General features: G+C 65.0%; 18 protein-coding genes. 6 read left to right on the top strand and 12 right to left on the bottom strand.

Annotation, left to right across the window (positions count from 1 at the left end):
• The first annotated feature begins 264 nt into the window (after positions 1 to 264).
• A complete protein-coding gene (locus HGI46_RS17640) occupies positions 265 to 537 on the top strand; it encodes a DUF2171 domain-containing protein (RefSeq protein ID WP_168905349.1) in 273 nt (90 codons plus the stop codon).
• Between the two features lie 308 nt (positions 538 to 845).
• Here HGI46_RS17640 and HGI46_RS17635 read toward each other — a convergent pair whose 3' ends face one another.
• On the bottom strand, positions 846 to 1,262 hold the full coding sequence (locus HGI46_RS17635; protein ID WP_277346378.1) for a PepSY domain-containing protein: 417 nt from the start codon (positions 1,260 to 1,262) through the stop codon (positions 846 to 848).
• Between the two features lie 206 nt (positions 1,263 to 1,468).
• On the bottom strand, positions 1,469 to 3,445 hold the full coding sequence (locus tag HGI46_RS17630; protein WP_346766771.1) for a ribonucleoside-diphosphate reductase subunit alpha: 1,977 nt from the start codon (positions 3,443 to 3,445) through the stop codon (positions 1,469 to 1,471).
• 520 nt (positions 3,446 to 3,965) lie between these two features.
• Here HGI46_RS17630 and HGI46_RS17625 point away from each other — a divergent pair.
• Positions 3,966 to 4,214: a GlsB/YeaQ/YmgE family stress response membrane protein gene (locus HGI46_RS17625; protein WP_168905299.1), complete on the top strand. Its 249-nt coding sequence runs from the start codon at positions 3,966 to 3,968 to the stop codon at positions 4,212 to 4,214.
• Positions 4,215 to 4,217: 3 nt separating this feature from the next.
• Here HGI46_RS17625 and HGI46_RS17620 read toward each other — a convergent pair whose 3' ends face one another.
• A complete protein-coding gene (locus HGI46_RS17620) occupies positions 4,218 to 5,726 on the bottom strand; it encodes a YifB family Mg chelatase-like AAA ATPase (RefSeq protein ID WP_168905298.1) in 1,509 nt (502 codons plus the stop codon).
• Positions 5,727 to 5,897: 171 nt separating this feature from the next.
• Here HGI46_RS17620 and HGI46_RS17615 point away from each other — a divergent pair, with 171 nt between their 5' ends.
• The gene (locus HGI46_RS17615; RefSeq protein ID WP_168905297.1) at positions 5,898 to 6,611 is read left to right on the top strand and encodes a hypothetical protein; all 714 of its coding nucleotides are present in this window, start codon (positions 5,898 to 5,900) and stop codon (positions 6,609 to 6,611) included.
• Between the two features lie 3 nt (positions 6,612 to 6,614).
• Here the strand turns inward: HGI46_RS17615 and polA are convergent, their stop codons facing one another.
• Both polA and HGI46_RS17605 read right to left on the bottom strand, forming a co-directional pair.
• Positions 6,615 to 9,452, bottom strand: coding sequence for a DNA polymerase I (polA, locus tag HGI46_RS17610; protein ID WP_168905296.1), 2,838 nt, complete (start codon positions 9,450 to 9,452; stop codon positions 6,615 to 6,617).
• A 60-nt stretch (positions 9,453 to 9,512) separates the two neighbouring features.
• Complete coding sequence (locus tag HGI46_RS17605; RefSeq protein ID WP_168905295.1) at positions 9,513 to 9,734, bottom strand: hypothetical protein; 222 nt, start codon at positions 9,732 to 9,734, stop codon at positions 9,513 to 9,515.
• Between HGI46_RS17605 and HGI46_RS17600 the strand changes: the two genes are divergently transcribed.
• A complete protein-coding gene (locus HGI46_RS17600) occupies positions 9,733 to 9,918 on the top strand; it encodes a hypothetical protein (RefSeq protein ID WP_168905294.1) in 186 nt (61 codons plus the stop codon). The genes HGI46_RS17605 and HGI46_RS17600 overlap by 2 nt on opposite strands.
• Positions 9,919 to 10,082: 164 nt before the next feature.
• Here HGI46_RS17600 and HGI46_RS17595 read toward each other — a convergent pair whose 3' ends face one another.
• The gene (locus tag HGI46_RS17595; RefSeq protein ID WP_118072978.1) at positions 10,083 to 11,051 is read right to left on the bottom strand and encodes a serine hydrolase; all 969 of its coding nucleotides are present in this window, start codon (positions 11,049 to 11,051) and stop codon (positions 10,083 to 10,085) included.
• Between the two features lie 217 nt (positions 11,052 to 11,268).
• Between HGI46_RS17595 and HGI46_RS17590 the strand changes: the two genes are divergently transcribed.
• Positions 11,269 to 12,588 carry a phosphotransferase gene (locus tag HGI46_RS17590; RefSeq protein ID WP_168905293.1) on the top strand — a complete coding sequence of 440 codons (1,320 nt, stop codon included), beginning with the start codon at positions 11,269 to 11,271 and terminating at the stop codon, positions 12,586 to 12,588.
• Entirely contained in the window at positions 12,588 to 13,886 is a 1,299-nt protein-coding gene (locus HGI46_RS17585; protein ID WP_168905292.1) for an acyl-CoA dehydrogenase, read from the top strand. Before HGI46_RS17590 ends, HGI46_RS17585 begins: the two co-directional genes overlap by 1 nt.
• 39 nt (positions 13,887 to 13,925) lie before the next feature.
• Here HGI46_RS17585 and metK read toward each other — a convergent pair whose 3' ends face one another.
• The 6 genes from metK to hisS all read right to left on the bottom strand — a co-directional run bounded on the left by metK (position 13,926) and on the right by hisS (position 21,371).
• On the bottom strand, positions 13,926 to 15,137 hold the full coding sequence (metK, locus tag HGI46_RS17580; RefSeq protein WP_168905291.1) for a methionine adenosyltransferase: 1,212 nt from the start codon (positions 15,135 to 15,137) through the stop codon (positions 13,926 to 13,928).
• A gap of 72 nt (positions 15,138 to 15,209) precedes the next feature.
• The gene (lnt, locus tag HGI46_RS17575) at positions 15,210 to 16,790 is read right to left on the bottom strand and encodes an apolipoprotein N-acyltransferase (RefSeq protein WP_168905290.1); all 1,581 of its coding nucleotides are present in this window, start codon (positions 16,788 to 16,790) and stop codon (positions 15,210 to 15,212) included.
• 60 nt (positions 16,791 to 16,850) lie between these two features.
• Positions 16,851 to 17,843: a DUF4167 domain-containing protein gene (locus HGI46_RS17570; RefSeq protein WP_168905289.1), complete on the bottom strand. Its 993-nt coding sequence runs from the start codon at positions 17,841 to 17,843 to the stop codon at positions 16,851 to 16,853.
• Between the two features lie 205 nt (positions 17,844 to 18,048).
• A complete protein-coding gene (gene prmC / locus HGI46_RS17565; protein ID WP_168905288.1) occupies positions 18,049 to 18,915 on the bottom strand; it encodes a peptide chain release factor N(5)-glutamine methyltransferase in 867 nt (288 codons plus the stop codon).
• A gap of 9 nt (positions 18,916 to 18,924) precedes the next feature.
• Positions 18,925 to 19,989 (bottom strand): peptide chain release factor 1, encoded by a 1,065-nt coding sequence (gene prfA / locus HGI46_RS17560; protein WP_168905287.1) that lies wholly within the window; start codon positions 19,987 to 19,989, stop codon positions 18,925 to 18,927.
• 137 nt (positions 19,990 to 20,126) lie between these two features.
• Positions 20,127 to 21,371 (bottom strand): histidine--tRNA ligase, encoded by a 1,245-nt coding sequence (gene hisS / locus HGI46_RS17555; RefSeq protein ID WP_168905286.1) that lies wholly within the window; start codon positions 21,369 to 21,371, stop codon positions 20,127 to 20,129.
• Positions 21,372 to 21,399: the final 28 nt, after the last annotated feature.

The raw sequence follows: 21,399 nt of genomic DNA, 5'->3' as shown, positions 1-21,399 counted from the left end.
GTGTCCTTTCAAAACCTCTGGATTCGCAGGAGAATTGCCATGGGCGAATATGAACCCAACGACTCGCGCAACGTCACCGGTGCCAACGCTGGCGAGCGGCAGCAGCAGCAGATGAACCAGTCGTCCGACAGCGGCATGCGCAGCCCCGGCGGCGCCGAGCAGCAGGACGGTGGCCAGCGCTGGAACGAAGGATCGAGCGGCCAGCAGTCGCAATTCGACCAGCAGCAGGGCCAGATAGGCGGCGGAGAGCGCAGCGGCGAGCAGATGGGCTACGGCAACAGCTCTGAAGGCTCGTCCGGCATCCGTGAACACATGGAAGTGATTGGCGCGGATGGCGTGCACATCGGCACCGTCGATGGCGTCGAGGGTGACCGGATCAAGCTGACCAAGAAGGATTCGGGCGCAGGGTACGAAGGTGGAACCCATTCGGGCCACCATCATTACCTTTCCACCGGGCTCGTTGCCGAAATCGAGAGCGACAAGGTGCGCCTCTCGGCCAACGGCGACGTGGCCTGGGGCATGCTCGAGGAAGAATAAGTCCGGAAAGGCAGCGAGGCCTTCCCGCTGTCCTGTCCCGGCGGATCGCCCGGTGCCGGACCGCAAGAACGTCCCGCCCCCTTCGGGACCAGGTCGTGCCACGCGACCGGAGAGCGCTCCGCCGAAAGGCGGGGCGTTTTTCTTTCTCTGTGGGTTGCGCTTGCGCGCATGCCCACCCCCGGCCCCTCCCGCCTGCGGGAGGGGAGATGAGAGCGCCGTGCCAAGCCCTCCCGCAAGCGGGAGGGCCGCGAGACTTGGCGAGCCGCAGGCGAGCCTAGTCGCAGCGGGGTGGGCAAGCCTCTTGCACTTTACTTCCAGAACCAGCCGGGCTTGAGGCTGCGGTCCTTGCGATTCTTCCACATCGAGAAATACATCCACAGGCCCGAGATGCTGAAGAACAGCAGCGCAAAGCCCGTCATCAGCGAGATCGCCGTGCCGACGGGCCCGAATTCCTCGCCCGAGTGGAGATGGTGGAAGAACCCGACCAGCGACTTCATGCCGCCCGGAGGTGCCTTGGGCCGGCACATCATGGTTTCGGGGCAGACGAAGCCCTGCGGAACGGGTGGAGGCCCGGCCTGCTCGCCCGCTGGCCAGAGCGCGGTCACGTGGCTGGCGACGCCGGTGAAGGCCATCCAGATCATGAAGACCCCGAAGAACACCGTGATCCAGCGGTGCCACTTGCGCATGAAACGAACCCCTTTGATAATGCGAATTGATCGCAACATTAGACATGACCGCCTTAGCGGGCCTGACTGGGATCGTGCAAGCACAAGTCTTGTCGCGGATTGTCGCACAGGTGCGCCAGCCGCAAAGTGTCGCGGGGTGTAACGGGGATGCGCTCCCCGGCAGCCAGGCTGACGTCCGATGACGTGCAAGAGCTGCCGGAGAAAGCACGAGTTGGCTCAGGCCAAGGGAATTGCCGGCGCGGCCATCACTGGCAGGCCAGGCATTCCTCATAGTCGGTCGGGCCGGCCGACAGTTCGATCTTCGGGGCCTCGGCGGTGTTGTCCGCTTCGACGCCGCCGGCAAAGCCCGCGCGCTGGACCGACTTGGAGCGGAGGTAGTAGAGGCTCTTGATGCCCTTCTCCCATGCCTGGAAGTGGAGCATCATCAGGTCCCATTTGTCGACGTCGGCCGGGATGTAGAGGTTCAGCGACTGGGCCTGGTCGATGTAGGGCGTGCGGTCGGCCGCGAATTCGAGCAGCCAGCGCTGGTCGATCTCGAAGCTGGTCTTGAACACGGCCTTTTCTTCCGGGCTCAGGAAATCGAGGTGCTGGACCGAGCCGCCCTGCTCGAGGATCGAATTCCAGACGTTGGTGGAGTCCTTGCTCTTCGCCGCGAGCAGCTTCTTGAGGTACGGGTTCTCGACCACGAACGAGCCGGACAGGGTCTTGTGCGTGTAGATATTGGCCGGGATCGGCTCGATGCAGGCAGACGTACCGCCGCAGATGATCGAGATCGATGCGGTGGGGGCAATTGCCATCTTGCAGGAAAAGCGCTGCATCACGCCCATTTCCGCAGCATCCGGGCACGCGCCGCGTTCCTGCGCGAGCAGGATCGAAGCCTCGTCCGCCTTGGCCGCGATGTGCTTGAACATCTTGAGGTTCCACGCCTTGGCCATCGCGCTTTCAAAGGCAATGCCCTTGAGCTGGAGGAAGGAGTGGAAGCCCATCACGCCCATGCCGACCGAGCGTTCGCGCGCGGCGGAATACTTGGCGCGGGCCATCTCGTTCGGGGCGCGGTCGATGTAGTCCTGCAGCACGTTGTCGAGGAAGCGCAGCACGTCCTCGATGAAGCGCTTGTCGCCGTTCCACTCGTCCCAGGTCTCAAGGTTCAAGGAGGACAGGCAGCACACCGCCGTGCGATCGTTGCCGAGGTGATCGCGACCGGTCGGCAGGGTGATTTCCGAGCAGAGGTTCGAGGTCGAGACCTTGAGGCCCAGATCGCGGTGATGCTTGGGCATCATGCGGTTCACCGTGTCGTTGAACACGATGTAGGGCTCACCCGTGGCAAGGCGGGTTTCGACCAGTTTCTGGAACAGCGAACGCGCATCGACCGTGCTGCGGACCGAGCCGTCCTTGGGGCTGCGCAGGTGGAATTCGGCGCCATCGCGCACGGCTTCCATGAACTCGTCGGTCAGCAGCACGCCGTGGTGCAGGTTCAATGCCTTGCGGTTGAAGTCACCGCTCGGCTTGCGGATCTCGAGGAACTCCTCGATCTCGGGGTGCGAGACGTCGAGATAGCAGGCGGCCGAACCGCGACGCAGGGAACCCTGGGAAATCGCCAGCGTCAGCGAATCCATCACGCGCACGAACGGGATGATGCCGCTGGTCTTGCCGTTGAGGCCGACGCTCTCACCGATGCCGCGGACCTTGCCCCAATAAGTGCCGATGCCGCCGCCGCGCGAGGCGAGCCAGACGTTCTCGTTCCAGGTGGCGACGATGCCTTCGAGGCTGTCATCCACAGAGTTCAGGTAGCACGAGATCGGCAAGCCGCGCCCGGTGCCGCCGTTCGACAGAACCGGCGTTGCCGGCATGAACCACAGCTTGGAGATGTAGTCGTAGAGGCGCTGGGCGTGCTCCTGATCGTCGGCATAGGCATCTGCCACGCGCGCGAACAGGTCCTGATACTTCTCGCCGGGGAGCAGATATCGGTCGTCCAGGGTGTCCTTGCCGAAATCGGTCAGGCGCGCATCGCGGCTGTCGTCCGTCACGATGGAGAAGCGACGCGGATTGACCTTCTTGGAATCGCTGACCGGCGCGGCGGCCACGGCAGCGGCCGCAACCGTTGCCGCCATGCCGGCGACAAGCGCTTCGCTGCCTGCGTCCTTGGCGTCCATATCCATCGCCTTTGCTTCACCGGCCGCAGCCGGAGCGCTTGCCAGCGCCAGTTCGTCCTGCGCAACCACGGAGCCGTCTCCAGTTCTGAAATCCACGTTCAACCCCCGTTCGCACCCCGCGGCCAAGGCCCGGGCGATCAATCGACACTCGAATCGGGCGAGTGGCCCAATCCTACAGGAGACGGAACGAAAGTGGAACAAGTTGTTCCGCAGGCGCTCGGCTCCGAAATACCCTGGTCACGGCCCCGATGCCGCGCGCGCAGGCAAAGCGTTGCCATTGCGCGCAAAACACGCCCAAGCGCTCTAAACTAGGTTTAGAGGTCCCCCTGAAGCCCGACCACAACCCATAGTGCCTCAACGGGATTCAGACACAAGAGGGTAAACATCCGCAGGCAGACTCGATTCGTCGCACGTGCGATTCGCTTCGTCGCCGGGCGCATCATTGTGCAGTGCAGCGACGCGTGGACTTTCCTGCACTTCAAGGGCGAAACGACGCCGGTCGAAATATTTTTGCCGCCCGTCACCAACTTGTGGACAAGAACCCGTCAACCGGCACCATATGTGGTGTCCACAGGAACGGAGTGCAGGTGTGCTGAATCTGATCTCGATTGTCTTCACCGGTCTGGTGGTCGGCGTGCTGGCGCGGTTCTTCTATCCCGGCGATGTCGACATAGGGTTTCTCAAGACCGTGCTGCTGGGCATAGGTGGCGCGCTTGTGGCAGGCCTGTTCGCCAGCTGGCGCAGCGGCGGGCCATTCGGCGAAGGCGTGAACCGCGCCGGCTGCCTGGCCTCGGTGATCGGGGCGATGCTGCTGATCTTTCTGGGGCGGAATCTGTAAACCTCAAGCCCGAGGCGCAATGCGGCGATAGCTGAGCGCCTCGGCAACATGGATGCGGCCCACGGTGTCGGCGCCTGCCAGATCGGCGATCGTGCGCGCCACGCGCAACATGCGGGTATAGCCCCGCGCGGAGAGGCGCATGGCTTCGGCGGCCTGTGCGAGCAACTTGCGCCCGGGTTCGTCCGGTGTGGCGTGGGTGTCCAGCAGATCGCCGTTCAGCTCGGCGTTGCTGCGGGCGCTGGTCCCCTCGAGCCGGGCGACCTGCACGGCCCTGGCCCGAGCCACCCGCGCCGCCACCTGATCGGAACCTTCCGCCGGAGGCGGGAGCGCCAGATCGGCAGCGGAGACGGGATCGACTTCGACATGCAGGTCTATGCGATCGAGCAGCGGGCCTGACACCTTGGACTGGTAGTCTCCTGCACAGCGCGGCGCGCGGCTGCACCCCAGCGCCGGATCGCCCAGATGTCCGCAGCGGCACGGGTTCATCGCCGCGATCAGTTGCACGCGCGCCGGGAAGGTCACGTGCGCGTTGGCGCGGGCAACGGTGACCTCGCCCGTTTCCAGCGGCTGGCGCAGGGAATCGAGCACGGCGCGCTGAAATTCGGGCAGTTCGTCGAGAAACAATACGCCGAGGTGCGCGAGGCTGACCTCTCCCGGCCGCACCTTGAGACCACCGCCCGTGAGCGCTGCCATCGATGCCGAGTGATGCGGGCTGCGGAATGGCCGGGCGCGGCTGATGCGGCCATCCTCCAGCGTACCTGCGACCGATGCCACCATCGACACCTCCAGCGCCTCGGACGGGGTCAGCTCCGGCAGGATGCCGGGCAGGCATGAGGCCATCAGCGACTTGCCCGCGCCCGGCGGCCCGATCATCAGGAGATTGTGCCCACCGGCAGCGGCGATCTCCAGCGCGCGCTTGGCGGTTTCCTGGCCCTTGACCTGCTTGAGGTCGGCCATGCGGCGCAGAGGCTCTGCCACGCCCTGCGAAGGCTGCGGCAGGCGGTGCTGCCCTTTCAGATGATTGAGCAGGCCGATAAGGTCCGGCGCGGCAATCACGTCAATCCCGCTCGCCCAGCGCGCCTCAGGCCCTTGCGCGGCGGGACAGATCAGGCCCTTGTCCTCGCCACTGGCATGGAGCGCGGCGAGCAGGACGCCCGGTGACGGCAGTACGCGGCCGTCCAACGCCAGCTCTCCCACTGCCACATAGTCGGCGATCTGTTCGAGATCGACCACGCCCATCGCGGCCAGCAAGGCGAGCGCGATCGGCAGATCGTAGTGCGAGCCCTCCTTGGGCAGATCGGCTGGTGACAGGTTCACCGTGATCCGCTTGGGCGGCAGGGCGAGACCGAGTGCGGAAAGCGCCGAGGAAACCCGCTCCCGGCTTTCGCCAACGGCCTTGTCAGGCAGGCCGACCAGCCGGAACGCGGGCAAACCGGGCGCCACCTGGCACTGCACTTCCACCGCGCGCGCCTCGAGCCCGAGATAGGCCACCGTCGACACCAGCGCGACCATCGGTCCTCCACTCCATCCGCAATGCTACGTAGCCTAGCAGGGCCATCGGCTTAGCGGCGGCGGGATGCGGCCATTTTCGAGGCATCCGCAGCCGGTCGCGGGACATGGTGAAGCGATCTTAACCGCGTCCCTTGGCAATTCGGCAATCCGCGCGCGCGGAAAAGGCTGATCATGTTCCGCCGCGCCCTTCTCCCCGCGATACTCGCCATGCTTGCATGCCAGCCGGTGCTGGCGCGCGAGGTGACGACGCGCGAGGTAACGACACGGGCGTGGGTGGAAAACGGCGTCACTTGGACCGAAACGACGGTCGTCGAGGTCGAGGAGCCGGGCTCCGAACGCATTGCCGGACTGCCCCGCGCCGACGTGAAAGGCGTGGCCAGTTTCGGACCGTTCGAAGTGCTGGACGGCAGCCGGGCGGCGCTGGTAGCCGAAACCGACAGCTATTCGCCTGCGGACTTCCAGAAGATGCTCCGCGTCTTCCCCGGCATTCGCATGCTCGAAATGCCGGACTGCCCCGGCACGGTCGACGATCACGCCAACCTTCGCCTTGGCCGGATGATCCGCGCGGCAGGCATCACCACGCTGGTGCCCGAACATGGCTCGGTCCGCTCCGGCGCGGTCGAGCTGTTCCTTGCCGGCGCAAGCCGCAGCGCCGCTCCTGATGCCGAATTCGTCGTCCATTCGTGGATCGACGACGACGGCCACGAGCCCGACGATTTCGCCGCATCCGACCCGGTCAACCGCGCCTATCTCGACTACTACCGCGAGATGGGCCTCGGGCCCGACAAGGCCTCGGCGTTCTACGCGCTGACCAACTCGGTGCCGAACGATCAGGTCCTGACGCTCGGCACCGCCGATCTGGCGCAATACGCGGCGCTGAACTGACCGTCAGTGCGCTGCGCCCCATGACAAGCCAGTGCCGATCTCCACGCCAAGCGGAACGCTGAGCTTCACCGCAGGCTCGGCCGCCGTCGCCATGACCCGCTCGATCACCGGCTTGGCCTTTTCCACATCGCCTTCCGGCAGTTCGAACACGAGTTCGTCGTGGACCTGCAGGAGCATCTTCACGTTGGGCAAGCCTGCTTCGGCCAGAGCCGGCATCATCCGGGCCATCGCCCGCTTGATGATGTCGGCACTGGTGCCCTGGATCGGCGCGTTGATCGCTGCGCGTTCGCTGCCTTGGCGTTCGGCCTGATTCTTCGAGCCGATGCGCGGGAACCACGTCTTGCGCCCGAACAGCGTTTGCGAATAGCCGCATTCGCGCACGCTCTCCAACGTCTCGTGGATATAGCGCTGGATGCCGGGGAAGCGTTCGAAGTAGCGGTCGATCATAGCCTGCGCCTCGTCCGCGCTGACGCCGAGACGCCCGCCAAGGCCCCAGCGGCTGATGCCGTAGAGGATGGCGAAGTTGATCGTCTTGGCCCGCCCGCGCGTATCGCGGTCGACCGTGCCGAACATCTCCATCGCGGTGCGCGCGTGAATGTCCTCGCCAGCAGCGAAGGCTTCCTTCAGCGCGGGCACGTCGGCCATGTGCGCGGCGAGGCGCAGTTCGATCTGGCTGTAGTCCGCGGCCAGCAGCACATTGCCCGGCTCTGCCACGAAGGCATCGCGGATCTGGCGGCCGATCTCGGTGCGAATCGGGATGTTCTGCAGGTTGGGCTCGTTCGACGAGAGGCGTCCGGTCTGCGCACCGACGAGACTGTAGCTGGTGTGCACGCGCCCGGTCTCGGGATTGATCGCGGCTTGCAAAGCATCGGTATATGTGGACTTGAGCTTCGACAACTGGCGCCATTCCAATACCAGAGTCGCCACTTCCGCGCCTTGTGCGGCCAGCCCTTCAAGCACTGACTGGTCGGTGGAGTATTGCCCGGTCTTGCCCTTCTTGCCGCCCTTGTAGCCGAGCTTGTCGAACAGGATCTCGCCCAGTTGCTTGGGACTGCCGATGGTGAAGCTTTGTCCGCACTTTTCGAAGATCACGCCTTCGAGGCGGGCGATCTGCGCGGCAAACTCGGTGGAGAGGCCGGACAACCGCTCACGATCCACCTTGATGCCATTGCGCTCCATCATCGCGACGACCGGCACCAGCGGGCGATCGACCTTCTGGTAGATCCGCATCCCCGCCTCATCGACCAGCCTTGGCTGGAACAGGCGATGCAAACGCCACGTCACGTCGGCGTCCTCTGCGGCATAGCGGGTGGCGTCGGCCAGCGGCACTTCGGCGAAGGAGATCGCCTTCTTGCCGGTGCCGCACAGGTCCTTGAACTTCATCGTCGTGTGCAGCAGGTGCCGCTCGGACAGCTCGTCCATGCCATGCCCGGCAAGCCCGGTCTCGCTGCGCCCGGCATCGAGGCAGAAGCTCATCACCATCGTATCGTCGATCGGCGCGACGTGGACGCCGTGGCGCGCCAGGATGTTGAGGTCATACTTGATGTTCTGGCCGATCTTCAGCACCGCATCGCTTTCCAGCAGCGGCTTCAAGGCTGCGATCGCCTCGGCACGATCAATCTGCACCGGTTTTTCGGCGAACATGTCCGCCCCGCCATGGCCGAGCGGGATGTAGCAAGCGTCGTTCGGCCCCAGCGCAAGGCTTACACCGACCAGGCTGGCGCGCATCGCATCGAGCGCGCTGGTTTCGGTATCGATCGCCACCACGCGCGCTTCGAACGCCCGCGCGATCCACTGCTGCAGCTCGCCCATCGACTGGATGCAGGCATAGGCGCCAAGATCAACCGCAGGCCATGACGGGAGCGACTGCCGGTTGCCCGCAGGTGCCGCCGGGGCGGCCTTGTTCTCGGGCTTGGCAGGGTTGAGCTGCGTCTTCGGACCGGGGCTGCCCTTGCCATCGTCGAGACGGCGCAGCAGGCTGGTGAAGCCGTGTTCCTCCAGAAACGCCGCCAGCGGATCGCGCGGGATCTGGCCCAGGGCAAAGTCCTCGATCGGGATCGGCAGCGGGCAGTCTTCCTTGAGCTGCACCAGCACGCGTGAAAGGCGGGCCATCTCGGCCTGCTCGATCAGGCTCTCGCGCAGCTTGCTGGCCTTCATTGCAGGCGCGGCGGCCAGCGCCGATTCGAGATCGCCGTACTCCTGGATCAGCTTGGTGGCAGTCTTCGGACCGATGCCGCGAATGCCCGGCACGTTGTCGACCGAATCGCCCATCAGCGCCAGCACATCGCCGACTTTCTCGGGCGGCACGCCGAACTTCTCGACCACCTCGGGAATGTCGATGCGCTGGTTCTTCATCGTGTCCAGCATGTCGATGCAGCCCCCGCCCGTGGCGCACTTGCCCACCAGCTGCATCAGATCCTTGTCGGATGAGACGATCGTCACGTCCCAACCGCGCAATGTCGCCGCACGGGCATAGGAAGCGATCAGGTCGTCCGCCTCGAGCGCGTCCTCCTCGATGCATGCCAAGCTGAACGCGCGGGTGGCGTCGCGGATCAGGGGGAACTGCGGGACGAGGTCTTCCGGCGGCGGCGGGCGATTGGCCTTGTACTGGTCATAAAGGTCGTTGCGGAACGAGGTGCCGGCCTTGTCGAGAATGACGGCAAGGTGCGTCGGGCCATCGGCCTTGTGCAGGTCCTCGGCCAGTTTCCACAGCATCGTGGTGTAACCATAGACCGCGCCGACCGGCGTCCCTTGCGGATTCGTCAGCGGCGGCAGGCGGTGATAGGCGCGGAAGATATAGGCCGAACCGTCGACCAGATAGAGATGCTGCTTTTCGTTCATCGGGGAGTGTTAGCAGGGCGGGATGCCTGCGTCATCGCCTTGCGACAGGGTTGGCGACACTCAATCCAGCGCAAGCAGGCCTCGGCTCAACGCACGGAAATCGGGCAAAAAAAAGGCGGTTCGGCCCAAACCCGGGCTAAACTGTGACACAATGCATACGTCTTGTGCTTGCAACGCGATGAATTGCCGATTAATTGGGTCGCGAAGTCTACCGCTTGAGTAGGCTTTGCGGCGGGCTGCTTGCCCGGCGCTGGTCACTTCAATCCAGGGATTGTAACGCATGCGCAAGCTCATCCTCGCCGCTGTCGCCGGCACCGCCTTCGCTCTCGCTGGCTGCTCGGAAAAGCCGGCTGCTGAAGCCACCGAAACCGCTGCTGCTTCGGAAGCTGCTTCGGAAATGGCTGCTGACGCTTCGGCTCCTGCTGCCGACGCTTCGGCTGAAGCGAGCGAAGCTGCTTCGATGTAATCCGCGCCCGCAAGGGCAGGTTACATGAGATAGAAGGGGCGTGGTCTTCGGACCGCGCCCCTTTCTCTTTGCCGCGCGCCAGCAGGTGACGCGCAATAAAACGGGGGCGGCAAGATCACCTTGCCGCCCCCCCCCGTTTACGTGTGAGGTAAGGTCGTCCGGCCTCAGCGGCGGCGTACGAGGTCCTGCGTGCTTTTGGCCATCGGCGTGCTGTAGCCGTCATAGATCGTGCGCATCATCCGCGCGATCAGGCCGGCGTGAGCCGTGTGGCCTTCCGGGCCGGTCACGAAGAATACAACAGCAAGGTGCCGGCCATCAGGCAGTCGCACGATGCCGACATCGTCCGTCACTCCAAACAGCGTGCCGGTCTTGTGGGCAACAAGCGTCCCCACTGGCAAGCCTGCGCGAATCCGGTTCTTGCCCGTGCTCGTCCGCGTCATCGTATCGAGCAGCACGGCACGGCTTTCAGGGCTCAGGGCGTCGCCGCGATCGATGGCGGCAAGCAGCGCCAGCATGGCGCGCGGCGTGCTGGACGTGCGCACATCGATCACCCGCGCGGCGTCGACCTTGCCGTCATCGCGAACGAGGGTTGCCATCGTATGGTCAAGTCGCTGACCGGTAATACCCTTGGACGTGAGCCAGCGATTGACCTTGTCATAACCGCCCACCGCCTGGATCAAGCCGTCGGTAGCTTCGTTATGGCTGCGCGTGATGGAAAGCTCCATCAGGCTCTGCGCGGTCATGATCTGGCCTGAGCGGAGTGGCGCTTCGGCACTGCGTGCTCCGGTTTCGCGCACCGGCATCATCATCGGGAACTGCTGGTCGAGCCGTGCCGCCCCCTTCTCCACCAGATCGAGGAAGGTTGCCGCAACCGCGATCTTTGCAGTGCTGGCCATCGGGAACGGCATGTCGGCGTTGACGAAAATCTGGCCGCCACCGTCAAGGTCCATCGCGGCAACGCCAATGCGTCCACGCCCTTCTGCAGCTATCGCGGCGACCTGCTGCTGGATCGCCTGATCGCGCTGATCCTGCAGCGAAACCGTGGCGCGGCTCTGCACCGCGGGCACCGTGGCAACCAGCGCAGGGGCTGCGACCATCAATGCGGCGATGATTCGTGCGGTGCGGAACTTCATGCCTTGTTGTACCCCGACCCCGGTTTATCCGTCTTTAACATAAGTGTCGCGTTGTGATTCTAAGGCAAAGTGCCTTTCGGACCATCTCGGCGCATCCCTCGTGCGGATGGGCGCATCATGCGGGAACCAATTGCACGCACTGATTCGCGCTGGACTTTAACCGATCGGTTAAGGATAGTGCCTCCAACCGGCAGGCAAAGCCGGAAGTGGAGAGGCAATGGAAACGCTGCTCGAAGCGGTCATGGCAAGGGCTGGCCATGCTGGCGATATTTCCGGCCTGCAGCGCCTGTCCGGCGGTGCGAACATGGAATCCTGGGCGTTTGCCTGCGGGGATGACCGGTTCGTATTGCGCCGGGCGCCCTCTGCAGAATGGATCGCGGCGCGTTCGCTGGGGATGGATGGCGAAGCCGAACTGATCAGGCAGGCTCACGCCTCCGGTGTCAAAGCGCCGGAAGTCCTTGCCGAACTCACAAGCGCTGACGGCCTTGGCATCGGCTTCATCATGCGCTGCCTTCCGGGCACGGCCGACCCCGAGCATGCGCTTTCGTCTCCACCGGAACTTGCTTCTGATCTTGCAGCGGCCATGGCAGGCATTCACGCGCTTTCGCCCGAAGACCTGCCTTTCCTTCCGGTGCTGGACCCTGCCGAAGGCGTGGAGGGGCTCGTCCGTCAGTTCGAAGATGCTGGTGGCGACCGTCCGGTCATTGCGCTGGGCCTCGCTTGGCTTCGCAGCAACCTGCCTGCGCCGACATCCCCAGTCGTCGTCCATGGCGATTTCCGCATCGGCAACCTCATGGTTGACGCAGGCCGCCTGTCCGGCGTGCTCGACTGGGAACTGGCCCACATCGGCGATGGGCATGAGGACCTGGCCTACGGCTGCATGACGGTGTGGCGGTTCGGCAGGCTCGACAAGCAAGGGTTCGGCCTGACCGATGTGGCCACGCTGGCCCGCGCTTACGAGGACGCCGGCGGTGAGCCGTTCGATCCGGCCCGCTTCCGCTTCTGGCTGGTCTATCGGACAGTGTGGTGGGCACTTGGCTGCCTGTCGATGGGGCAATCATGGCGATCCGGCACAGATCGATCGCTGGAACGGGTCGTCGTCGCCCGCCGCTGCGCGGAACAGGAGCTAGACCTGCTCTTGCTGCTCGAAAGCGAAGCCCCGGAGGCAGAACGCGAGCGCCTCCTCCCCGCCGCGCCGCTGCCGGCACCCGAAAGCCGGGGCGAGCCAACGGCAACGGAAGTCCTGACCGCCGTTTCCGAATGGCTCGCCGCCACGGTCAAGGGCAAGCTCGAGGGGCGCGAGCGTTGGGAACTGGCCGTCGCCCAGAATGCGCTCGGCATCGTCCGCCGCGAACTGGCCGGGCGTGCCGACCCCGCGGACAAGCGCCTTGCCGAGGACATTCTCGCCGGGCGCCAGTCGCTCGCAACGGCAGGACTTCTTGCCACGCTCCGTTCTCGCACCCTGTCCACCCTTTCCGCCGACATGCCCAAGTACCCCGCGCTCGCGCCCGCCCGCGCCCTCTGGAGCCAAGCCTGATGGACTTCGACTTACCCCAGGACCTCGTTGCCTATATCGCCGAACTCGACGCCTTCATCGATGCCGAGATCAAGCCGCTCGAACAGGCGGACGACAACATCCGCTTCTTCGATCACCGCCGCGAATGGGCCCGCACCGATTTCGAAAGCGGCGGTCTGCCGCGGCATGAATGGGAAGAACTGCTGGTGGAGGCCACCCGCCGTGCCGATGCAGCCGGGCATTGGCGGTTCTCCGCGCCGAAGAAGTACGGCGGCAAGGACGGCAAGAACCTGTGGATGGCGGTGATCCGCGACCACTTCGCCGCCAAGGGTCTGGGGCTGCACAACGACCTGCAGAACGAACACTCGATCGTCGGCAACTTCCCGTTCGTGAACATGTTCGAACACTTTGGCACGCCCGAACAGCAGCAAGAGTTCATCAATGGCGGCTTTGCCCGCACCCGCCGCACCGCCTTCGGCCTCACCGAGCCCAACCATGGCTCCGACGCCACGCACATGGAAACCCGCGCCGTGCCGGAAACGCGCGATGGGGTGCCGGGCTGGCGCATCGATGGCGAGAAGATGTGGACCACGGGCATGCATGTCGCCACCCACTGCGCCACTTTCGCCCGCACCAGTGGCGAGCACGGCGATGCGCGCGGCATCACCTGCTTTCTCGTGCCCAACCCCACCGAAGGCCTCGTGATCGAGGAGTACCTGTGGACCTTCAACATGCCGACCGACCACCCGCGCGTGTCGTTCACCAACGTCTGGGTGCCGGACAGCGCGATCCTCGGCCCCATCGGCGGCGGGCTCGCCATTGCGCAGAGCTTCGTTCACCAGAACCGCATCCGCCAGGCGGCATCATCGCTTGGCGCCGCGACGTTCTGCGTCGAGGAATCGGTGCGCTATGCGCGCGAACGCAAGCCCTTCGGCGAGGAACTTGCCCGCAATCAGGCCATCCAGTTCCCACTGGTGGAACTTGCCACGCAGTGCGAGATGCTGCGCCTGCTGATCCGGAAGACGGCATGGGAAATGGACCGCCTCGAGGCCGAAGAGGGCGGCCACAAGCGCATCGAGCGTGAACTGTCCGACAAGGTATCGATGTGCAATTACTGGGCGAACCGGCTGGTCTGCGAAGCTGCCGACCGTGCCATGCAGGTCCACGGCGGCATCGGCTATTCGCGCCACAAGCCGTTCGAACACATCTTCCGGCATCATCGCCGCTACCGCATCACCGAAGGTGCGGAAGAAATCCAGATGCGGAAAGTCGGCGCCTTCCTGTTCGGCTATCTCGGGCCGAGGAAGGGCCGGCTCTGACAGGCGGGGGAGTCGTCATCGGCTCCCCCGACCAGCAATTCAGGCCAGCGCCGCCTTGAGATCGTGGACGAGGTCGGTGCGCTCCCACGGGAAGAAGTCGCCCTCGGCCTTGCGCCCGAAGTGACCATAGGCCGCGGTCGGCTGGTAGATCGGCTTGTTGAGGCCCAGGTGCGTGCGGATCGAACGCGGGGTGAGGCCGCCAAGCTTGGCAATGCCGAGGATGGCCTGCTCGATCTTGTCGTCGCCGACGGTGCCGGTGTCATGCGTGTCGACATAGAGCGACAGCGGCTTCGACACGCCGATGGCATAGGCGATCTGGATCGTGCAGCGCGTGGCGAGCCCTGCTGCGACCACGTTCTTGGCAAGGTAGCGGGTGATGTAGGCGGCCGAACGATCAACCTTGGTCGGGTCCTTGCCCGAGAACGCGCCGCCGCCGTGGGGAGCCGCACCGCCATAGGTGTCGACGATGATCTTGCGGCCGGTCAGGCCAGCGTCGCCGTCGGGGCCGCCGATCTCGAAGCTGCCGGTCGGGTTGATGAAGTATTCGGTCTCGCGCAGCAGCACCGGCGGGATCACGTCGGCAATCACGCCTTTCACATAGGCTGCGAGCTCGGCCTGCTTGGCCGGGTCGTTCTCGTCGTAACCCGCCTTGTGCTGGGTCGAGACGACGATCGCCGTGGCCGCAACCGGCAGCGAACCTTCATAGCGCAACGTGACCTGGCTCTTGGCATCGGGTTCGAGGAACGGCGCAGCGCCCGAGTGGCGATCGGCGGCCATGCGCTCGAGAATCTTGTGGCTGTAGTAGAGCGTGGCGGGCATCAGGCCGGGCGTCTCGTCGGTGGCATAGCCGAACATGATGCCCTGGTCACCGGCGCCTTCGTCCTTGTTCTCGCCAGCATCGACGCCCTGCGCGATGTGCGCCGACTGGCCGTGCAGGCGGTTGATGAGCTCGAACTTCTTCCAATGGAAGCCGTCCTGCGCATAACCGATGCGCTTCACCGTCTCGCGCACGGTCCGCTCGATCTCATCCTGCGCGCCCGGTGCCCATTCACCGTTCTCGTACACGCCCTTGCAGCGGATTTCACCGGCAAGCACGACAAGCTGCGTGGTCGTCAGTGTTTCGCAGGCGATGCGCGCTTCGGGGTCTTTCGACAGGAACAAGTCGACGATCGCGTCGCTGATCTGATCGGAAACCTTGTCCGGATGGCCTTCGGATACGGATTCGGAAGTGAACAGGTAATCGGTGCGCATCGAGAGTCCTATGCCAAAAGGGCCTGTGCTGTTAGGCAAGCAATATAAAGAAAGCTTTATGTCCCAGACCGCTTAGCGTTTCCGCGTGGCGCTTGCAACAAGCGCAACGAAAAGAAGCGCTACTGCCCACAAAAGGCCGAGCATGTTCCCGGTGCGCGCAAACAGCGTCGGCGCGTGGGGTGGCGGCACCTTGCCGTCGAGGCGCCCGGCGCGATGCTGCGGCACGAACTGCCGGACAACGCCATCGGCATCCACCACCGCCGAGATGCCCGTCGTCGTGGCTCTCAAGACCGGCAAGCCCTCTTCGATTGCCCGCATCCGCGCCTGCGCCAGATGCTGCGGTGGCCCCCAGGCGCCGAACCAGCCGTCATTGGACGGATTGAACAGGTAATCCGGCCGATGCCCGCGATCCACCACCTGCCCGGAAAAGATGATCTCATAGCAGATCTGCACCCCGGCCTTGCCGTAAGCGCCAAGATCGAGCGTGCGCGCCCCCGGCCCTGCAAAGAAGTCGAGGCTGCCCGCCACCAGCCGTGAAAGGCCGATAGGTTCGAGGACAGAGCGCATCGGCAGGTACTCGCCATAGGGCACCAGGTGCGCCTTGGCATAGGACCCTCGGATCGCTCCGGCCGAATCCACCGCGGTCACCACATTCCAGGCACCCGCGACCTTGCGCCCCTCCATGGCAAGATCGGTCGTTCCGGTCAGCAGCAAGCCCCCTTTGCCGGCGACCCGACCGAGCCGTTCGCGCGCAAGCAGCGGATCACCGGCATAGGTCGTCTCGTCGTACCAGAACTGCGCATAGCCCTCGCGCAGGAAGTCAGGCACGCCGCTCTCCGGCCAGAGCAACAAGCGGTTCTCGCCGGGCTTGCGGGCCAGCGACAGCGCCGCCGTCTTCTGGAACTGGTTCTCGAAATTGGCGGGATCGTTGAGCAGGTCCTGCCGCACGTCCGGCTGGACCAGCGTGAACGGCAATGTCCCTTCCAGCCGCTCGCCATGCAAAGGCAGAACCATCAACAGCGCCGGCCCGAGGGCATAGGCCCCTGCTGCCCATTTCTGCCCCTGCCGCCACGCGCGCAGGGCGAACAGCCACCACCCCGCCAGCAGCACGACGAGGCCCGAAAGCGCATATGTCCCGGTCCACTGTGCCGCCAGCGCCAGGCCGGGACGATCGAAACCGCCCAGCGTCACCATCGCCAGCGGATTCCACGCAAACCCTGTGAACATCCACGAGCGCAGCCATTCAGACACGATCCACGCCGCGGCAAAGGCTGGCAGGAGCATGGCCCGCCGCGTGTGCGCCAGCCACCAGCCGCCCCATGTCGCCAAGGCCGGAAATACCGCGAGATAGAGCGCGAGCAGGACCACCGCGATCCAGCCAAGCCAGGTCGGCATTTCCGCCTGATAGGTGAAAGCCGTTGCAATCCAGCCATTGCCGACAGTGAAGTGCCCGACGCCGAACAGCCATCCGGTGAGCAGCGCCTGCCGCCAGGTCTTCACCACGTGCAGGCGATGGATCAGGAATGCAAAGGCGGCCAGCGTCAGCGGCCACAGGCCCAAAGGCTGAAAGCCGCAGGCAGCAAGGCCACCAGCGGCAATGGTCAGCAAGCTGTCACGCGAAGGAAGGCGAGAGGAAAAGCGGGAAGCTGTCATGCCTCCCTGCTATGGGGTGCGCCGGGAGAGACCGCAAGCGGCCCGTCCCGGCATCACCAATCAGCCCTCTGCAGGCTCGGTCGCTTCGGCGACCGGAGTCTTGCGCGGGCGGCCGCGCTTCTTGGGTGCAGGAGCAGCAACTTCTTCGACAACCACCTCTGCCGCCGGTGCTGCAGCAGGAGCAGGCTCGGCCTCGACCTTGGCGCTGATCGACGGCGGCAGGAACGAGGCATCCAGCGTCGCCGGTGCTTCGTCAGCCGCAGCCTTGGCGCCGCGCGGACGACGCTCGGTGCGCGGGCGAAGCCCACGTGTAGCGCGCGTCACGAACGGATTGTCGTTGGCGTCGGCAATCGGCTCGCCTTCGATGGCGGGAACACCCTCGCCGGGCAGAGCCTCGGCAGGTGCCGCCTCAGCTTCGGCATCGCGGCTGCGATTGCGCTCGAACCGGCGCGTGCCCTCACGACGGGCGCCACGCTCTTCGGAACCACGATCATCGCGCTGCCGATCTTCACGCTGCCGATCATCACGCGGGCGGTCGTCACGCGGGCGGTCGTCACGCGGGCGGTCGTCACGTTGGCGATCCTCGCGATCACGGCGACCTTCATAACGGTCACCGCGATCCTGGCGTTCACCACGATCCTGGCGTTCGCCGCGATCCTGGCGGTCTTCGCGGTCCTCACGCTCGCGCCGGGTCGAGACCGGGCGGTCGAACGCGGGGAAATCACCCTCGACGCTGAATTCGTCCGCACCTTCCTCGGCGTCCTGCTCCTGCCAGCGCTCACCGCCGTTCTGGCGGGCACGCTGCTCTTCCTGGCGGACGCGGGTGTCGGCGATCACGCGGAAATAGTGGTCGGCAAACTGCAGGTAGTATTCGGCCTGCACGCGGTCGCCATTCAGATGGGCGTCCTGCGCGAGCTTGCGATACTTCTCCAGCATCTGGGGCGCATTGCCCCGCGCGCGGCTGTCGATCCGGTTGAGCTGCTGACCACCGTTCTGGGGGCGACCGTTGTTGCCCCGGCCGCGACGGCGGTTGTTACCACGATTGTTATTCAACTCAGGCACTTCCTTAAATGGGGCGGCCTCTCGTAAAGCTTGAGCAACCCGTAATGCCGCGCAACCCTCCGCCACCGGTTCGCGTCATGCGAATCGGGGTTCCCAGCATCTGCTTTCGTCCCGACCCCTTTGGCCGATATTCCCTGCAAATGGTGGATTTGGCCGGGACGGGAAGCCTTCGTCCGTCCCCTGCCTAAAAACACAATTAGTGCCCCGCAGGTCCCTTGCCAAGAGGAATATTGGCAGAAACCGCCATTTCGACCGCCCTTTTTCGCCCCCCCAGATCGCAATGGACCCGCGTGGACATTCCGGCAGCGCGCGCAATGCCTGAAACGGCGTCGGCCTGCGTCCAGCCGATCTCGACGATGGCGATGCCCCGTTCGGTCAGCAACTCCGGAAGCTGCGGCACCAGAATCCGGTAATCATCCAGTCCGTCAGGGCCAGAAAACAGCGCAGAGGCGGGTTCGTGCTGGCGAACCGACGCATCGAGTTCTGCCTCGTCCTCGACATAAGGCGGGTTCGAAAGGACCAGGTCGAACTTTCCCAGCCCTTGCGCCCAATCCGTCTGCGTCCAGTCGCCCTCCAGAACGCGCGCAGACGGCGCATGGCGTTCGGCATTGGCCTTGGCCACGGCTAGGGCTTCGGGAGAGCGCTCGATCGCGATGCCTTCAGCCTGCGGCCATAGCGACAGCGCCGCCAGCAGCAGCGCTCCCGAGCCCGTCCCGAGATCGAGGATCCGCACAGGTGGCGCCGTGCCGGAAAAGGCTTCGCGCGCCGCCTCCACCAGCGTTTCGGTATCGCCGCGCGGGATCAGCACCGCCGGACTGACCGCCAGTTCCAGCCCATAGAATTCGGCGCTGCCGGTAATGTAGGCAACCGGTTCATGCCACATTCGTCGCTCGACCAGAGCAGCGAAGCCATCGGGCACGGCGCCCGCCATGTGCCGCAGCAACAGGTCCGTCCGCGAGCACCCCAGCGCATGCGCCATCAGCACTTCGGCATCGAGCCGCGCGGTGTCCGACGTGGCGGAAAGCTGGTCGGCGGCAGCGCGCAGGGCCTCGGCAACCTTCACTTGGCGCTGCTACCCATCCAGCGCCGCCAGCCGCTTTGACTGGTCCTCGGCGATCAGCGCGTCGATCAGTTCCGCAAGGCCCGGTCCTTCGAGAATTTCGGGCAGACGGTGCAGCGTCAGGTTGATGCGGTGGTCGGTCACCCGGCCTTGCGGAAAATTGTAGGTGCGGATGCGCTCGGAGCGGTCGCCCGATCCAACCATGGCCTTGCGCGCTTCGGCCTCTTCGCCCTGGGCGGCATCGCGCTGCGCCTCGAACAGGCGGGCGCGCAGCACCTGCATCGCCTTGTCCTTGTTCTTGTGCTGGCTGCGCCCGTCCTGGCAGGTGACGACCGTGCCGGTCGGCAGGTGGGTAATGCGCACGGCGGAATCGGTCGTATTCACATGCTGCCCGCCCGCGCCGCTGGCCCGGTAGACGTCGATCTTGAGGTCCTTGTCCTCGATCCGCACATCAACTTCGTCGGGCTCGGGCAGCACGGCAACCGTCGCCGCGGAAGTGTGGATGCGCCCGCCGCTCTCCGTAACCGGCACGCGCTGCACGCGGTGGACGCCGCTTTCGAACTTGAGCTTGGCGAAGACGCCGCTGCCGGTGACGTTGGCGACCACTTCCTTGTACCCGCCCAGGTCGTTGGCGTTGACCGACACGACCTCGACCCGCCAGCCCTGCTCGGCGGCATAGCGCTCGTACATGCGGTACAGGTCCGCCGCGAACAGCGCCGCCTCGTCGCCCCCGGTGCCGGCGCGGATTTCGAGCATCGCGGGGCGGCTGTCCGCAGCATCACGCGGCAGCATGGCCACGGCGAGGCGGTGCTCGGCCTCCGGAAGTTCGGCATTGATCCGCCGCAGTTCCTCGTCCGCCAGTTCGCGCATGTCGGGATCGTCCAGCGTAGCAAGGCTGACCAGTTCAGCGCGCATGTCCGCAATCTCGCGGGCCACGCGGGCGACCGGTTCCAGCTCGGCATAGTCCCGGCTGGCGGCAATGAACTCCGCCCCCTCCAGCGTACCCGAAGCCAGCCGCGCCTCAAGCTCGGCAAAGCGATTGGCGATCTGGGCAAGGCGGGCTTCGGAAACGCTCATGCGCCCACCCTCACGTCGTCATGCTGAACTCGTTTCAGCATCCAACCCTCCGCAAACACCGTCCGTGGATGGGTAGAGATTGACCCAGAAACAGGTTCAGGGTGACGGAGTTTGCGCAGCGCAGACACAGCCAGCAACTAGGACCGTGCCTGATAGCTTTGAACGGTTGCTTCAAGCGCCATGCCGAACACCTCGTTACCCCGGTTCTTGGTTCGGCGCTCAATCTTTCCGTCCTGCACAACCAAGGAAATGATGCTCTTGGGATCGGACTTTACCGCTTTGTCGTAGCGCTTACGGGGCGAACCCGTTGCCACCAGTTCAGTTGCGAAGCCTCCCCTACGCAAGAACGCGCAGATTGCATGTCCATCCAAGAGTGCTTTGTCGTCCTCGACCACGACAATGACGTCGGCCTTGGCCTCGCCCTTATCCCCCACCAGCATCGCCAGCCGCTCGATCCCGGCCGCCCAGCCCACCGCCGGTGTCGCCGCGCCGCCCAGCGCTTCCATCAAGCCATCATAGCGGCCGCCGCCGAGCACGGTGCCCTGCGCGCCCAGCCGGTCGGTCACGAACTCGAACGCGGTGTGGCGGTAATAGTCCAACCCGCGCACCAGAGTCGGCGCGCGGGTCCAGCTGACACCGGCCGCGTCAAGGCCCGAGGTGACCTTCGCGAAGAAGTCCTGCGCTTCGCTCGAAAGGTAGTCGTCGATCTTGGGCGCGTCGGCGGTGAAGACCTTGTCGCGGGGGTCCTTGCTGTCGAGAATCCGCAGCGGATTCTTGGCCAGCCGCTCCTGAGAGTCCTCGGAGAGTTGGTCCTTTGCCCCCATGAAGTATGCCACGAGTTGGGAACGCCACTTCTCGCGGCTTTCGGCATCGCCCAGCGTGTTGAGCTGTAGCGTCACGCCGTCCGCGATGCCCAGCTCTTTCAGCAATTGGTCAGCCATTACAAGCAGTTCGACATCCGCCTGCGGCTCGCCCGCGCCGATGATCTCGGCGTCGATCTGGTGGAACTGGCGGTAGCGGCCCTTTTGCGGACGCTCGTAGCGGAACAGCGGCCCATGCGTCGCAACCTTCAGGGGCGCATACTGCTGCCAGCCATCGGTGATGAAGGCGCGCGCGATTCCGGCGGTGAATTCGGGCCGCAGCGTCAGCGATTCCCCGCCGCGATCCTCGAAAGAGTACATTTCCTTCGACACGACGTCGGTGGTCTCGCCCAAGGACCGGCTGAAAACCGCCGTCTTTTCAAACACCGGCATTTCCACGCGGCGGAAGCGGTAGAGCTTGCGCACGCGCTCGAACGTCTCGACGACGAAGGCAAAAGCCTCGGCATCGGGGCCGAAGATGTCCTGGGTGCCACGAATAGGCTGCGGTGTCTGCGTGCTCATGGGCGCGCGATTAGCCCGAAAGCGGCAA

This window comes from Novosphingobium sp. ERW19 (assembly GCF_012641315.1).
Classification (GTDB): Bacteria; Pseudomonadota; Alphaproteobacteria; order Sphingomonadales; family Sphingomonadaceae; genus Novosphingobium.
The sequence above is the reverse complement of the archived record's forward strand: the minus strand, read 5'-3'. Positions and strand labels throughout refer to the sequence as shown.